General features: G+C 33.4%; 14 protein-coding genes and 1 riboswitch. Of the genes, 8 read left to right on the top strand and 6 right to left on the bottom strand.

The window, feature by feature from the left end; translation table 11 throughout:
• Position 1 precedes the first annotated feature (1 nt).
• Positions 2–100, bottom strand: a riboswitch (TPP riboswitch).
• Between the two features lie 384 nt (positions 101–484).
• On the bottom strand, positions 485–910 hold the full coding sequence (locus AC1DCD_RS03020; protein ID WP_036854472.1) for a DUF2147 domain-containing protein: 426 nt from the start codon (positions 908–910) through the stop codon (positions 485–487).
• 328 nt (positions 911–1,238) lie between these two features.
• On the opposite strand from AC1DCD_RS03020, the gene AC1DCD_RS03015 reads away from it, so the two are divergent.
• Entirely contained in the window at positions 1,239–2,756 is a 1,518-nt protein-coding gene (locus tag AC1DCD_RS03015) for a DUF438 domain-containing protein (RefSeq protein WP_464640391.1), read from the top strand.
• A 96-nt stretch (positions 2,757–2,852) separates the two neighbouring features.
• Here the strand turns inward: AC1DCD_RS03015 and typA are convergent, their stop codons facing one another.
• Entirely contained in the window at positions 2,853–4,655 is a 1,803-nt protein-coding gene (gene typA / locus AC1DCD_RS03010; RefSeq protein WP_353586191.1) for a translational GTPase TypA, read from the bottom strand.
• A 209-nt stretch (positions 4,656–4,864) separates the two neighbouring features.
• Between typA and rpsO the strand changes: the two genes are divergently transcribed.
• The 6 genes from rpsO (at position 4,865) to AC1DCD_RS02980 (ending at position 8,537) form a co-directional block, all read left to right on the top strand.
• Positions 4,865–5,140 carry a 30S ribosomal protein S15 gene (rpsO, locus tag AC1DCD_RS03005; RefSeq protein ID WP_036854503.1) on the top strand — a complete coding sequence of 92 codons (276 nt, stop codon included), beginning with the start codon at positions 4,865–4,867 and terminating at the stop codon, positions 5,138–5,140.
• A 428-nt stretch (positions 5,141–5,568) separates the two neighbouring features.
• Complete coding sequence (locus AC1DCD_RS03000) at positions 5,569–6,399, top strand: MotA/TolQ/ExbB proton channel family protein (RefSeq protein WP_019035618.1); 831 nt, start codon at positions 5,569–5,571, stop codon at positions 6,397–6,399.
• Positions 6,396–6,908: a hypothetical protein gene (locus tag AC1DCD_RS02995; protein ID WP_353586189.1), complete on the top strand. Its 513-nt coding sequence runs from the start codon at positions 6,396–6,398 to the stop codon at positions 6,906–6,908. The genes AC1DCD_RS03000 and AC1DCD_RS02995 overlap by 4 nt, the downstream gene beginning before the upstream one ends.
• 2 nt (positions 6,909–6,910) lie before the next feature.
• Positions 6,911–7,450: an ExbD/TolR family protein gene (locus tag AC1DCD_RS02990; protein WP_353586188.1), complete on the top strand. Its 540-nt coding sequence runs from the start codon at positions 6,911–6,913 to the stop codon at positions 7,448–7,450.
• Between the two features lie 5 nt (positions 7,451–7,455).
• Positions 7,456–7,920, top strand: a complete 465-nt coding sequence (locus AC1DCD_RS02985) for an ExbD/TolR family protein (RefSeq protein WP_464640395.1) — start codon at positions 7,456–7,458, stop codon at positions 7,918–7,920.
• Positions 7,921–8,018: 98 nt separating this feature from the next.
• Positions 8,019–8,537 carry an Lrp/AsnC family transcriptional regulator gene (locus tag AC1DCD_RS02980; RefSeq protein ID WP_464640397.1) on the top strand — a complete coding sequence of 173 codons (519 nt, stop codon included), beginning with the start codon at positions 8,019–8,021 and terminating at the stop codon, positions 8,535–8,537.
• Positions 8,538–8,679: 142 nt separating this feature from the next.
• Here the strand turns inward: AC1DCD_RS02980 and AC1DCD_RS02975 are convergent, their stop codons facing one another.
• The 4 genes from AC1DCD_RS02975 to mazG all read right to left on the bottom strand — a co-directional run bounded on the left by AC1DCD_RS02975 (position 8,680) and on the right by mazG (position 12,724).
• A complete protein-coding gene (locus tag AC1DCD_RS02975; RefSeq protein WP_464640399.1) occupies positions 8,680–10,221 on the bottom strand; it encodes a glycoside hydrolase family 10-like protein in 1,542 nt (513 codons plus the stop codon).
• A gap of 110 nt (positions 10,222–10,331) precedes the next feature.
• On the bottom strand, positions 10,332–11,246 hold the full coding sequence (locus AC1DCD_RS02970; RefSeq protein ID WP_036854483.1) for a ribonuclease Z: 915 nt from the start codon (positions 11,244–11,246) through the stop codon (positions 10,332–10,334).
• A 2-nt stretch (positions 11,247–11,248) separates the two neighbouring features.
• Complete coding sequence (locus AC1DCD_RS02965) at positions 11,249–11,806, bottom strand: lipocalin family protein (protein ID WP_353586185.1); 558 nt, start codon at positions 11,804–11,806, stop codon at positions 11,249–11,251.
• 27 nt (positions 11,807–11,833) lie between these two features.
• Positions 11,834–12,724: a nucleoside triphosphate pyrophosphohydrolase gene (mazG, locus tag AC1DCD_RS02960; protein WP_464653003.1), complete on the bottom strand. Its 891-nt coding sequence runs from the start codon at positions 12,722–12,724 to the stop codon at positions 11,834–11,836.
• 147 nt (positions 12,725–12,871) lie between these two features.
• On the opposite strand from mazG, the gene AC1DCD_RS02955 reads away from it, so the two are divergent.
• Positions 12,872–15,568 carry a valine--tRNA ligase gene (locus tag AC1DCD_RS02955; protein ID WP_464640402.1) on the top strand — a complete coding sequence of 899 codons (2,697 nt, stop codon included), beginning with the start codon at positions 12,872–12,874 and terminating at the stop codon, positions 15,566–15,568.
• Positions 15,569–15,709: the final 141 nt, after the last annotated feature.

The raw sequence follows: 15,709 nt of genomic DNA, 5'->3' as shown, positions 1-15,709 counted from the left end.
ACATTAAAGGGGAAAATGTCCCTACGACGGCATTACCCGTATCAGGTTTATGGGTATAATCTCAGCAAGCCTACACAGGCAAGCACCCCTTAGTTTTATATTTTAAAACCAAGTACAAAGTTAATACTCTTTTTCCGAAAAGCCAAAGAAACGTTAAATAAAATATGTAGAAGATGATTTATAGACTATATACTTAGTATAATCTTATAAATAATACCAGTGTATGTGGCATACACTACTTGTGTAGATGACGTACACCAGTAGTGTAGATGATATACACCAATAGTGTAGATGATATACACAAATAGTGTAGATGATGTACATTACTAATGTATATGGTACACATTAATAATATGTACCATATACCAAAACAGGAAAAATTATTTTTTAAAGTTACTTATTGTATAACTAACTCTTAATATACTAAAGCCATGAAAAGGCTTTTTGCAATAAAAACAATATTATATATGTCTTATATTTATTGTTATTTTAGGCGTGTCCATGTAGTATTACGTCCTAAAAGGGAAAATCCTATAAAGCCCCTTACAACTAAATTGCCATTACTTTTCCTTGTAATCTTGCAGCTATAAGTTTTACCATTTTCAGGATCATATATCTTACCATTGTTCCACACATCGTTATTTGCATATTTAAAGCCTGTAAGGATTATTTTACCTGCTAACTTCTTTGTACGTTCAGATTTTACAGGATTATTCTTATCTAAAGCATTCTTAGTTATGCTCCAAATTAGTTTGCCATAATATGTGTTACCACTCTTAGCTATAGCTATTTTAGCTTTACCGCCTTCGGTTAGATAAGTACCAATAAGTTTGTCTGCCATTGTGGTCTGACCCATTACATTGCAAGTTATTGCAAAGAAAAGGCAGAACATAAAACACATCTTTTTCATTCTTATTTGTTTTTGTTTATTTGAAAATACATACAAAAGTAATATTTTTTTCGTAATATCTATGCTTTTATATAATAATATTGCTTTTTTGTATTAAAACATATAACTTAAAGAAAATGCTTCTGAAAGGATAAAATATTTAATAGTTTTGTAAAATACTGATTAAAAGTATAAGTAAATGGCATTAAATAGGAATAGAATGGGAATATCGAAATTGTACTGTAAATGTATTATTTATTTTTTTTAACGCTACGTGGTAACATTTGTTATAAGCTGATATTTTGCTAAATTATACCTTTGTGCTACTATTTTTAAACAGTTTAGTAGTATGATAAATAAAATGAAAGACCATCTTCCTTCTATCGAAATAGAGAGAATGAAGAGCTTATTAGACATTGAAGAGAAATACGAACAGGGTAAAATAACTTTAGAAGAGGGGCGTGAAAGGCTCAGAAACGAAGTAGGTAAAATATATCCTTATCATATTGCCTATGTGGAACAGACTTTAAAAGAAAGCACTGAAGATGAATGTGTGCGCGTAGATATGCGTAAAGTATTGGAGCTTTTAGAAGGTTTTATGGAGAACAAACGTCCTGAATTAGCTGAAGATCACCCTTTGACTCATTATTATAAAGAAAATGATGAGATGAGAAAGTTGCTCTTAAAGGTAGAAGATTTAGTGCAATACCCACTTATAAAAAACCAGTGGTTAGAGTTATATGATGATATAAAGCAATATCCTATACACTATAAACGTAAGCAAAATCAGCTATATCCTTTACTTGAGAAGAAAGGGTTCGATCGTCCTACTACAACGATGTGGACTTTTGATGACATAATAAGTGATGAGATTCGTAGTTCAGTGCAATTGCTTGAAGCTACAGATGAAGATGCCTTTATAGCTAAACAGCATGATTTGATAGCTCATGCGCGAGATTTGATGGAGAAAGAAGAGACTATTTTATATCCTACAGCACTTGCTCTTATCACAAAAGATGAATTTGAGGATATGAAAATAGGAGATCAAGAGATAGGATTTGCTTTTATTAATGTTACTTCACCAAAACCAGAGCCACTTAAAAATACTGCAGTAAAAGAATCATTTGCTACCGATTTACAAAATCTGCTCTCTAAATATGGTTATGGGGTAGGTGAAAATGAAGAGCTTAATGTTACAACAGGCAAGCTGACTTTAAAGCAAATAAATCTTATCTACAAACATCTTCCCATAGATATTTCTTTTGTAGATGAAAACGAATTAGTGAAATTTTATTCTGATACTAATCATCGTATATTTCCTCGTTCTAAGAATGTTATAGGTAGAGAAGTTACTAATTGCCACCCACGAAAGAGTGTACACATAGTAAAGGAAATAGTAGATAAGTTTCGTAAAGGTGAGCAAGATTATGCAGAGTTCTGGATAAATAAGCCTGATGTGTTTATATACATACACTATACGGCAGTGAGAGATGAAAAGGGCAAATTTTGTGGAGTACTTGAAATGATGCAAGATTGTACCCATATTCGTAGTTTAACAGGTTCGCAAACTTTGCTAACATGGGCAGGAGAAGAGGAAAAAAGCTCTACTTCAGAAGAAAAGGTAACAACAAAAGATGTAGTAAAAGGTATAGAAATTACTCCAGAAACTAAGCTAAAAGATATTTTTGAAATATATCCTATGGTGAAAAAAGAGCTTGCTAAGCGTTATCCCTCTTTTAAAATGCTTAATAGCCCGTTAGGGAAAATAATGCTAAAACGTGCTACTATACAGTTGGCTGGTGAGAGGTCTGGGTTGGGAGTTGATAGAATGATAAAACTAATAAAAGATATTATCACAAGTTTATAGATATATTTTCTATGTAGGATATAAAACAAAAGGTAGCTCTTCTTACTTTTAAAGATTAGTTACCTTTTGTAAAGAAAATATATAAAATATGTGTGTCTATTCTTTATTGGCACGTTTACGCTCGTTGTGATCAAGAATAATCTTGCGCATACGAATATTCTTAGGAGTAACTTCTACATATTCATCTGCTTTAATATATTCCAGACATTCCTCTAAACTCATTACAGTTTTTGGAATAACACGAGCTTTTTCATCTGAACCAGAAGCACGGACGTTAGTAAGCTGTTTGGCTTTTGTTACGTTTATTACTAAATCGTTATCGTGTACATGCTCTCCAACTACTTCTCCGCCATAAACTTCTTCTCCAGAATCGATGAAAAATTTACCACGATCTTGCAGCTTGTCTATAGCATAGGCAAAAGAAGTACCTGCCTCAAGGGCAATCATAGAGCCATTTGTTCGACGAGTTATCTCACCCTTAAAGGGCTGATACTCTTTATAACGATGAGCCATAATAGCCTCGCCCTGACTTGCTGTAAGAACATTAGTTCTTAACCCGATAATGCCACGAGATGGTATTTCAAAAGTAATATTAACGCGATCGCCTTCTGCGTCCATACCTAATAAATCTCCTTTGCGGCGTGTTACCATATCTATCATCTTACTTGAGTAGTCTGATGGTACATTGATAGTAAGCTCTTCTATAGGTTCACATTTTTGTCCATTTATTTCTTTATAGATAACCTGTGGCTGACCAACCTGAAGCTCATAACCTTCCCTGCGCATAGTTTCAATAAGAACAGAAAGATGTAGCACTCCTCGTCCACTAACTATCCATTTATCTGTACTATTTTCAAAGCTGCGAACACGAAGAGCAAGATTTTTTTCTAACTCTTTCTCTAAGCGCTCATTAATATGGCGTGATGTACAGAATTTTCCTTCTTTACCAAAAAAAGGAGAGTCGTTGATAGTAAAAAGCATACTCATAGTAGGCTCATCAACAGCGATAGGAGGTAAAGCCTCTGGATTGTCAAAATCGGCAATGGTATCGCCTATCTCAAAGTTTTCTAACCCTATAACAGCACAAATATCACCGCTTGTTACAACATCTGTCTTAACATGCCCCATTCCCTCAAAGGTATGTAGCTCTTTTATTTTTGTTCGTTCTTTAGAGCCATCACGATGGCATATAGTGATATTTTGTCCGTTCTTTAAGCTGCCACGGTGAATACGACCAACGGCAATACGACCAGTGTATGAAGAATAATCAAGCGAAGTAATGAGCATTTGTGGCGTTCCTTCTAATAACTTAGGAGCAGGGATAGCCTCTACAATTAAGTCGAGTAAGTATTCTATATTATCTGTAGGTTGTTTCCAGCTTTTAGCCATCCAACCATTTTTAGCAGAACCATATACAACAGGAAAATTAAGTTGTTCTTCTGTTGCATTAAGATCGCACATAAGATCGAATACCATTTCGTAAACTTCCTCTGGACGACAGTTAGGCTTGTCCACTTTGTTTATTACTACAACAGGCTTTAGCCCTATTTCTAAAGCTTTTTGAAGCACAAAACGTGTTTGTGGCATAGGACCCTCAAAAGCGTCAACAAGGAGCAAACAGCCGTCCGCCATGTTTAAAACTCGTTCCACCTCACCACCAAAGTCGGAGTGCCCAGGGGTGTCGAGAATATTTATTTTAGTTCCTTTCCAATTAATACTAACATTCTTTGAAAGAATAGTTATGCCTCGTTCTCGTTCCAAATCATTAGAGTCGAGGACTTCGTCGCTGTTGTTTTGTCCATCACGGAATAACTTTCCAGCGAGCATCATTTTATCAACCAACGTGGTTTTACCATGGTCAACGTGCGCAATAACTGCGATGTTACGAATATCTTGCATGAATTTACCTTAAAAAGATTTTTCTTTAAAATCAGATGCAAAATTACAAATAAAAAGTTGGAAACGTTTGCTATATGTATAAAAAGTTGTACCTTTGCATCGCTTTTTCGGAAAATCCGATGCATTTGATATTGTACCCCGCTGTGATTAATGACGGTAACGCAATAGAAAAATGTAATTGCAACAAACAATTAATCCATTTTAAGACAATGTATTTAAACAAAGAAAAAAAGCAAGAAATCTTTGAACAGTATGGTAAAGCACAAAAAGTAACTGATACAGGTTCAGCAGAAAGCCAAATCGCTCTTTTCTCTTATCGTATTAAAAACTTAACAGAGCATGTTAAGAAAAATCGTAAAGACCATGTTACTACTCGTTCTATAACTCGTTTAGTAGGTAAGCGTCGTGCTCTTTTGAATTATTTGTATAAGATAGACGTTGAGCGTTACCGTGCTATTGTAAAAGCTTTAGGTCTTCGTAAGTAAGATATTTGCTAAGAGATAAAAGAGGTTAGGATATGTTTCTAACCTCTTTTTTTTGTTCTTATTTTATATAAAATAGTTATCAGCCTAAGTTTGTTTATGCTAAAATTATGGTATATATATTAATGTGTATAAATCATTTTAGTTATAAGAGGTAAGTGGTTCTTTTAAAGATTTATTCTACAATTACGTTTTCAAACATATTTAACGTCTATTATTTGGTGTGTGTCCCTTTTCTTAGTATCTTTGAACCCAAGAAATGCAAAGAGTGTGTTTCTTATGGTTATATTTTAGAGTAGGTTTTAAATATTTCCCTGCGGTTACAACTTTGCTATGTGAAAAGGCAAAAACATATAAAAGCTAATGATACAAAGGTTGTCTTATGTTGTATTTCAACATATATTTCCGCAAATATTAAAATTGTTTTTAAAATGAAAAGTAATTTTATTCGCTTTTTAATAGTGAGCCTAATGTTGTTTACCACTTTCACAGTGGTATATGCACAAGAGAAAAGGTCAAATGCTATAAAAACAGCAGCGGTTGGCGAAACGTTATCTGACAAGTCTTTAGATGCTACGGTAATAGATAAAACAGTTCCAGGTACAAAGGTTTCAGATAAAGAGCAAAGTAATAGCTATCATCAAGAGCTTAAAACAAAGTTTATAGAAGGTAATGCAGGTTTTATGTCTTTAGTAGCTATAGCTTTAGTTTTGGGTTTAGCTTTTTGTATTGAGCGCATTATATATCTTAGTTTATCGGAGATTGATGCTAAGAAATTTATGATAGACATTAGCAAAAAAATAGAGTCTGGCGATATTGATGGAGCTAAGGATTTGAGCAGAAACACAAAGGGTCCAGTAGCATCTATTTGCTATCAAGGCTTGTTGCGTATAAATGATTCAATAGAGAATATTGAGCGAAGTGTAACTTCTTATGGTAGTGTGCAAAGTGCTAATTTAGAAAAAGGCTGTTCGTGGATAACATTATTTATAGCCATGGGTCCTTCTTTAGGCTTTTTAGGTACTGTTATAGGTATGGTAATGGCTTTTGACCAGATTCAGCAGATAGGAGATATTAGTCCTACAATAGTTGCTTCAGGTATGAAAGTAGCGTTGATAACTACTATTTTTGGTATTATAGTAGCTTTATTGCTAATGGTTTTCTATAATTATATTTTGTCAAAGATAGAGCATCTTACATCACAGATGGAAGAATCTGTTATAACCTTGTTAGATGCTATTATGGAGTATAAAACAAAATGATAAATAGGGTATCAAAAAACAAATTAGTAGAGAGGGTATCTCAGCGAGTGCTTTATATTGTTTTAGGTATAACAGCACTTGTTTTTATGGGTTTTTATTTGTTAGGTTATGATACACCTTTTGTTGATGATGCTTCATTCAAGGCACCGTTATTGACAGATGGTGTTTTAGTATGGATGTATATATTAATAGTATTTGCATTGGTTGTAATGTTATATTCTCTTTATAACTCTATAAGGAGCGTAAAAATAGAGGGTAAGGTAGTGAATGGTATTCCTAAGCGAAAGATAACAATTTTAGTTATTGTAGGTATGCTTGTAGTGTTACTTTTAACTTTCTTATTTGGGACTACTACTTCTATGCAAATAAATGGTGAAATGTTTACAGATAAGTTTTGGTTGCAGGCAGCTGATATGTTTGTAAACACTATCTTGGTAATGCTTTTAGTATCTATAGGAGCTGTGATTTTTGGTGCTACACGTTATCGTAGATCAAGAAGAAAGGTGTAAAAATGAGATTTTTCAAGAAAGAGAAGAAAAATGTTCCAGGTCTTAATACCTCTTCAACAGCAGACATTTCATTCATGTTACTGATCTTTTTCCTTGTAACAACTTCTATGGACTCTAATAAGGGTATATATAGAAGTTTGCCACCTATGCAGAAAAAACAGCATCAAGAAAAGATTACAGCTGTAAATGCTAATCATTTGATGCAAATACAGGTAAAGAAAGATGGAGTTATCAAGGTTGATAGTAAGAGTGTTAATATAATATCTTTAAGACAGCTTGTGCTTAATTTTATTAAGTATAATGGTGCACAACATGTTATACAATTGAAGACAGAGCGTGATGCGACTTATGATGAATATTTTCAAGTGCAGAATGCTATTCTTTTTGCATATAACACTATTCGTGATAAGAAAGGATTATCACAGTTTGGGCGAGTTTATGCGTTATGCGATAAAGATGAGCAGAAGGTTATTGACGAGCAGGTTCCTATACGTATATCTGAAGTATATGTATTAAATGATGTGGCAATGGCAAAGAGGTGAGAATAATGGGCATTTATAGACATAATAATCATAATATTCCAGAGCTTAATACAGCTTCATTACCAGATTTGATATTTTCTATTTTATTTTTCTTTATGTTAGTAACTCATATGAGAAAGGCTAATATAAAGGTAAAATATCAAGAGCCTGCAGGAAGGAATTTAGTTAGGATGGAAAAAAAGTCCACAGTAGATTATATATATATAGGCAAACCTATTGATGAAAAGGGTAATATTATAAGTAAAGAAGATAAAATTCAGCTTAATGATAAGCTTTTGTCTTTATCAGAGATAAAGAGCTATTTGCAACAAGAATATCAATCAATGTCGGCTGAGCAACGAAAGAAGATGACGGTGAATATTAAGGCGGATAAAAATATAAACATGGGAGTTATTATCGATTTAAAGCAAATGTTACGTGAATGTAATGCTTTAAATGTTTTTTATTCTGCAAATACCGATAAAAAATAAGTTTTTATATGGGGCTTAATTTTTAATTTATTATAAATATCTTTATAAATTTGGATAAATAAATTTTAGTTTATAAATTTGCACAAAAATATTATAAAATGGCACATAGAAGTTTAGATCAGCTTGATAAAAAAATTCTTCGTCTTATTAGTGAAGATGCTCGTATTCCTTTTTTGGAAGTAGCTCGTGAGTGTAGTGTTAGTGGAGCTGCTATTCATCAGCGTATTCAGAAGTTAACAAATTTAGGAGTAATTCGTGGTTCTCAATTTTTAATTGAGCCAGAGAAGGTAGGTTATGAAACTTGCGCTTTTATAGGATTGAATTTAAAGAACCCTGAGAATTTTGAAGATGTTGTAAAGAAATTGGAAGAAATACCAGAAGTGGTAGAATGTCATTATACTACAGGAGAATATGATTTGTTTTTAAAGATTTATGCTTATAATAATAGTCATCTTATGGCTATTATTCATGATAAGTTACAGCCTTTAGGGTTATCGCGTAGTGAAAGTACTATTTCTTATCATGCAGTTATTGAACGTTCTCTTCCTATTCCTGACATTGCTTTTTCAAGCAAGTCTGGTACTGAAGATGATGAAGATGAAGAAGATAATGAATAAAAAATATTTATTAAAGATAAAATAAGCTCACTATTAGAAGTGAGCTTATTTTTGTTTTTCTTGTTTATAATAAAATAAGTAAGCTATATATTATATATAAAGAGTAATTATTTTTAGAAATCAACTTCAATTATAAGGGTTATTAATATCTTAAAGTTATTTTCTTTTTCTTTCCTATACTTTCATTTTCCATACGATCCAGTGCTGTTATTATAATAACTTTCTTTGGGTTGCCTTTTAGAGTAGGTAGCTTGTAGGTTGTATTATAAGTGATAGCTAATATGTGCGAAGGATCTTCAAGATTAATAGTTTCATTTTTATCGAAACAGTATATAACATATTTATTAGCTTTATCTTTCCATCCTTTACCTTTAGGGGCTTTCCATGATATATAATATTCATTGTCTATGTGTGTTATTTTTATTTTTTTAGGTTTGCGAGGCGCTTTATTGTCTATGAAAGGCATTAAAGGTTGTAAAGCTGGTGTACTCCAATAGTCGTAACGTAGTTTTAATCCATAGTTTCCAGGATTGTCAACAGCCATTTTAGCATACCATAATACTGTTCCTTTGACGTTTTTTGCTTGATCCTTCAATAGCCATTTTGCAGGTTGTTGGTGTGATAGTGGATTTTTAGGATCAGCATATTTTACAGTACGTTCTATATCTTCTCCTATATATAGAGGTCTGTTTCCAGCATAGTTATTCCACCATTTGACAAGCTCTTTGTAATCGGCTGTAGGATGGCCTATTTGCCAGTAAATTTGTGGAACGCAATAATCTACCCATCCTTCATTTATCCATTTGATAACATCTGCGTAAAGGTCATCGTAATTTTGTAATCCGCGCGTCTTGCTACCATTTGAAGCAGTGCGCGCATTGCGATAAATGCCAAAAGGAGATACACCAAACTTCACCCAAGGTTTAGATGTATGAATAGTATTGGATAACTGTTTGATAAAAAGATTTACGTTATTTCTGCGCCAATCTCCAATATTTGTAAATCCTTTTCCAAATTGTTGATATTCTCGCCAATCAGGAATTTTTTGTCCTTTAACAGGATAAGGATAGAAGTAGTCATCAATATGCAGTCCATCGATGTCATAACGAGTTACAATATCATTTACTATTTTACATATATAATCTCTATTAGAAGGAATACCAGGATTAAGAATATATTGCCCATCATAGGCAAAAACATGTTCAGGGCTTTTTGTTGCAATATGATTATAGGCAAGTTTGTTGGTACCTTTAGTTTTTGCGCGATAGGGATTTATCCATGCATGAAGCTCCATTCCGCGGCGATGGCATTCTTCTATCATCCATTGTAAAGGATCCCAATAGGGAGAAGGTGGAACACCTTGTTTCCCTGTTAGGTATCTACTCCATGGCTCAAAAGGGCTATTGTAGAGAGCATCACACTCTGGTCGAACCTGAAAGATAATAGCATTTACTCCATCTTTTTGTAATTCATTAAGTTGATAAATTAAAGTTTTTTGTATTTTTTCAGTAGGTAATCCTTGAAATTGACCATTTACGCACTGTATCCATGCTCCTCGAAATTCACGTTTATGTGGAATTGCTATAGCTGTTATTGTACTAAAAGTTAGAAGTAAAATAAAAGAAAAGTGTTTTATTGTATTTTTTAAAATAGTTGGAATAGAATTATTTTTTATAGATATCATGTGAGTTAGTTTTATTATACATTAATTGTTTGTTTTTTCTCGTGTGGAAAGATTTTGTATAAGTCTTATTTTAGTATAAATTGTTTGTATTTATAATTAAAGTATAAGTTTTATATATTGAAAATATCGCCTTCATTAGAGAGATAACTTTCTGTAAAAATTTCGCGTGCTTCTTTTAATATTGTTGCTTCAGAGTCGTATCTTGCAGAGTAATGCCCTAAAATGAGTTTTCCAACATTAGCCTTGCTAGCTACTGTAGCAGCTTGTTTTGCTGTACTGTGTAAATATATTTTAGCTTTGTCTGCGTGCTCTTCAGTATAAGTACTTTCATGGTAAAGAGTACTAACATTTTTAACAATTTTATATAGATGCGGAATAAACTTAGTATCAGAGCAATAAGCATAGCTACGAGCGGTATCAGGTGCATAGGTAAGTTTTTTGTTGGGAATAATTTTTCCATCAGGCGTAACCCAATCGGCTCCAGCCTTTATATTGTTAATTTGACTTATTGGTATATTATAAAAGTCTATCATCTCTCGTATAATATGTGGCTTTGTAGGTTTTTCTCTAAAAAGAAAACCACAACATTCTATGCGATGTTGTAAAGGAATTGTTTCTATAGTAAGGCTTCTGTCTTCAAATATAACTTTCTGTATATTAGTATTAAGAGAATGGAAGATTATCTTAAATTCTATATTTTGACAAAAAAAAGATATAGTTTGTTGTAGTATGGCTTCATAATTAGCAGGTGCATATATATGCAACGGTGCAGTTCTTCCAGTTAGTCCAAAAGTAGAAATTATGCCAGGTATACCAAAACAGTGGTCGCCATGTAGATGAGATATGAATATTGCTTGTATGCGTGAGAATGGAATATGGTGTTTACGTAATTGTGTTTGTGTGCCTTCGCCACAATCAATCATGAAGAGTTTATTGCGTAGCTCTATTACTTGTGATGATGAAGCGTGCTTAATGGTAGGTAGAGCACTACCACATCCTAAGATGTGTATTTTAAAATTTTCCATTATTATTTACTACGCTTATAAACAAATATCCCATTTGCGTTTTCTAAAGAAAGTGTATAAGGTTCTAATTGGGATATTTCAAACGTATCTTTTGATAGAATAAGTTTACCATTAAATATTTTCCAAGAAGTCCAAGGTGTGGTTTCTGATTGTATGTTTGATATTACAGTACCTCCCTCTTTTATTTCAAAGTTTTTATCAAGGCTTGTCCAATAACCTAAAAGAGATGTTATATTTATTGCGCTACGTATAAAGCGGTCGCCATATTCTGTATAGCTTATTATAGCAAAGCGGTCGCCATTTAGCTTTCCACCCTTTACAACTTCAGTTGTATCATTTGGGTTTATGAGGTATTCTACAGTATCTCCTTTATCAGTAAGCAGTGTTAGTGAGTTCATACCACCATCAATCATTGTTCCGTATATAGTACTATCTTTAGCGGCATTATTTTCTAAAGTTTCTGTTGATCGTGTTAGCGTCTTCTGTTGTTTTTTATTATTGCATCCTATAAATATAGATATAGCAATAATACTTAGTAAGAGAGTAGTTAATTTCTTCATAATTATATTATTTTACAGATAGGATTATTATATTTTTCTTATATTCTTTGCTTCATTCCATAGTTTATTCATATCTGAGAGAGTTAAGTCTTTTATATTTTTGCCTTGCTTTTTACATTGTTCTTCTATGTAATTAAAACGTTGAATAAACTTTTTATTAGTAAGTTCTAAAGCGTTGTCTGGATTTATATTATAAAGACGAGCAGCGTTTATAAGCGAGAAGATAAAATCACCAAATTCTTTAGTAGCTTTTTCGTTGTTATTTTTATCAAGTTCTATTTTTAGTTCTTCTAATTCCTCTTGTACTTTTATCCAAACATCTTCACGTTTTTCCCAGTCAAATCCTACATTGCGCGCTTTATCTTGTATGCGATATGCTTTTATAATACTTGGCAGTGATGATGGAACTCCAGATAAAACAGAACTATTTCCATCGCGTTCTTGTTGTTTGCGTTGTTCCCATGTGCTTTCTACTTCTACCTCGGTGGTAGGTTGTAGATTGTTTTTTATGAGAGATTTCTTATTTTTGTTTTTTTCATCTTTATATATAACTTGCCCATTTTGGGATATAGTCATGTTAGGATTATTTATTGTCCATCCTGTCCAGTCTATAAAATCATGGCGAAACATAAGTTTATCCGATTGTGCATTGCAAATATCTGCTATATCAAAGTCGTTATCTTCCTGACCTAATATAGCATAAAAAATAACATGTTCAATGATGTCCCCTAACTCCTTACAAATGTTTTTTTTATCATTATTTATCAAGGCGTCGGCGAGCTCAAAGGCTTCTTCTATGGTGTTGGGACGCAAACTTTCATAAGTTTGTTTTCTATCCCAAGGGCATTCTTTGCGTAAACGTTCTTGTATATCTAACAAGCGAGCAAAAGCCAATAATTTTTCTTTTTTAGTATGCAATTTATCTTATGTTAAAAAGTTAGTGATGATAAACGTTAAAAGATTTCGCTTTCATCATATATATAGTGCAAAGATATATCTTTTAGATGATTTTTTTGTAATTTTGTCTCGTTTTTAAATGATAATAAAGATTAATAATATAGTATAATGGAATTAGCAAGCAAGTATGATCCACTGGTAGTGGAGTCGAAATGGTACCAATATTGGTTGGATAATAAGCTTTTCTGCTCTAAGCCTGATGGCAGAGAGCCTTATACAATAGTAATCCCTCCACCAAATGTAACAGGTGTCTTACATATGGGGCATATGCTTAATAATACGATTCAAGATATTCTTGTGCGTCGTGCTCGTATGGAAGGGAAAAATGCTTGTTGGGTTCCAGGTACTGATCATGCAAGCATAGCTACAGAGGTAAAGGTTGTTAATCGTCTTGCACAGCAAGGAATACAAAAAGCAGATATCACACGTGATGAGTTTTTGAGGTATGCTTGGGATTGGACTAATGAGCATGGAGGTATTATTTTAAAACAGCTTCGCAAATTGGGCTGTTCATGTGATTGGGATCGTACAGCTTTTACAATGGACGATGTGCGTAGTAAGGGCGTTATAAAGGTGTTTTGCGATCTTTATAAGAAAGGTCTTATATATCGTGGTGTGCGTATGGTTAATTGGGATCCCAAGGCTAAGACAGCTCTTTCAGATGAAGAGGTTATATATAAAGAGGAGCATTCTAAATTATATCATTTAAAGTATTATATTTCTACAGATGATCAGTTAAAGGTAATTCGTAAGAAAGATGGAAATGTAATACATAAAGATGATAAAGGTTATTATGCAGTAGTAGCAACAACACGTCCAGAAACAATAATGGGCGATTCTGCAATGTGTATTAATCCTATAGATGAAAAGAACACTTGGTTAAAAGGATTACATGTTATAGTACCTTTAGTGGGACGTATTATTCCTGTGATAGAGGACGAATATGTAGACATTGAGTTTGGTACAGGGTGTTTGAAAGTTACTCCTGCTCACGATGTAAACGATCATGCTCTTGGGTTAAAGTATGGATTGGAAACAATAGATATTTTCAATGACGATGGAACAATATCCGAATCGGCAGGCTTGTATGTAGGTAAGGATCGTATGGAGGTGCGTAAGCAGATAGCAAAAGATTTGGAATCTGCAGGTTTAATGGAATGTGTAGAAGACTATGATAATAAAGTGGGGTATTCTGAGCGTACAAATGTGCCTATTGAACCTAAACTATCTACACAATGGTTTTTAAAAATGCAGCATTTTGCAGATATAGCACTTGCTCCTGTAATGGATGATGATATAGAATTTTATCCTAAAAAATATAAAAAGACTTATCGTCATTGGTTAGAGAATATTAAGGATTGGTGTATTAGCAGACAGTTATGGTGGGGACATCGTATTCCTGCTTATTATTTTAAATCTGCTGATGGTAAACCTGTCATGGTAGTAGCAGAGAATGATTCTGAAGCTTTATCTGAAGCAAAGAAACTGAATAATGCTATAAGTGCATCTGATTTAGAGCAGGAGAGCGATTGTTTGGATACATGGTTTTCTTCTTGGTTATGGCCTATATCTGTTTTTGATGGTATTAACAATCCAAACAATGATGAGATTAATTATTATTATCCTACCAGTGATCTGGTAACAGGACCAGATATTATCTTTTTTTGGGTAGCTCGAATGATAATGGCTGGTTACGAATATCGTGGTAAGTTCCCATTTAAGCATGTTTATTTTACAGGTATTGTGCGTGATAAGAAGGGTAGGAAGATGAGTAAGAGTTTAGGAAATTCGCCTGATCCTTTGGAGCTTATTGATAAATTTGGTGCAGATGGTGTACGTATGGGAATGATGTTATCAGCCCCAGCAGGTAATGATATACTATTTGATGAGGCTCTTTGCGAGCAAGGACGTAATTTTAATAATAAGATTTGGAACGCTTTCCGTCTTGTTAAAGGATGGCAGGTAGATAATTTGGCACAACCAGAATCATGTAAGATAGCAGTACGTTGGTTTAATGCCAAGCTGAAAGCAGTAAATGCAGATATGCAACAACAATTTAAGAGTTATCGTATCTCTGATGCGTTGATGACTATTTATAAATTGTTTTGGGACGAGTTCTCTAGTTGGTATTTAGAAATGATTAAGCCAGAGTATGGTTGTCCTATAGATAAGTCTACTTACGAAGCTACTTTGAGCTTTTTTGATACTCTTTTAAAGATGCTTCATCCTTTTATGCCATTTATTACGGAAGAGTTATGGCATCATCTTTATGAGCGCAAAGCTGGTGAGAGTATTATGAGTGTAGAGCTTAATATTGATACTCCAAAGCAAGAGGATGCAAAAATAGAAGAGGATATAGAAAAGGTGAAGCAAATTATTAGTGGTGTGAGAATGGTTCGTAATCAAAAGAATATTGCTTCAAAGGTAGGATTAGATTTGGAAACAATAAATCAAAATCCTTTCGAACATTATAACACTATTATTTCTAAGATGGCAAATGTAAAGAATATTAGAGTTTCTACAGAGAAGAGTGCAGATGCTTCGGTCTTTATGGTAGGTACAGATTCTTTTGCTGTACCATTGGGCGATTTGATAGATGTTGAAGTAGAGATAGAAAAGCAAGAAAAAGAACTTAAGCATTTGGAAAGTTTCCTTGTAGGTATTCGTAAGAAGTTATCAAATGAGAACTTTGTTGCTAATGCTCCAGCCTCAGTTATTGAGCGTGAGCGTAAAAAGGAAAGTGATTCAGAAGAAAAAATTAGTATGCTTAAAGTTAGTCTTGAAGAGTTGAGAGCACGTAAGTAAGGTGTACAACATTATGTTTATATATAAAAGAGAAGTTCCTGTAAAGGGAGCTTCTCTTTTTTATTGTACGCTCGGCATGAGCATTTTCTAACGGGTGGAAGTCCCGAGTAAGCCCTAATAGCGGGAATTACATAGCCAAGA

It is taken from the genome of Prevotella sp. C0209C1, from assembly GCF_056583855.1.
Note: the sequence above shows the minus strand (reverse complement) of the source record. Positions and strands in the feature narration are given on the sequence as shown.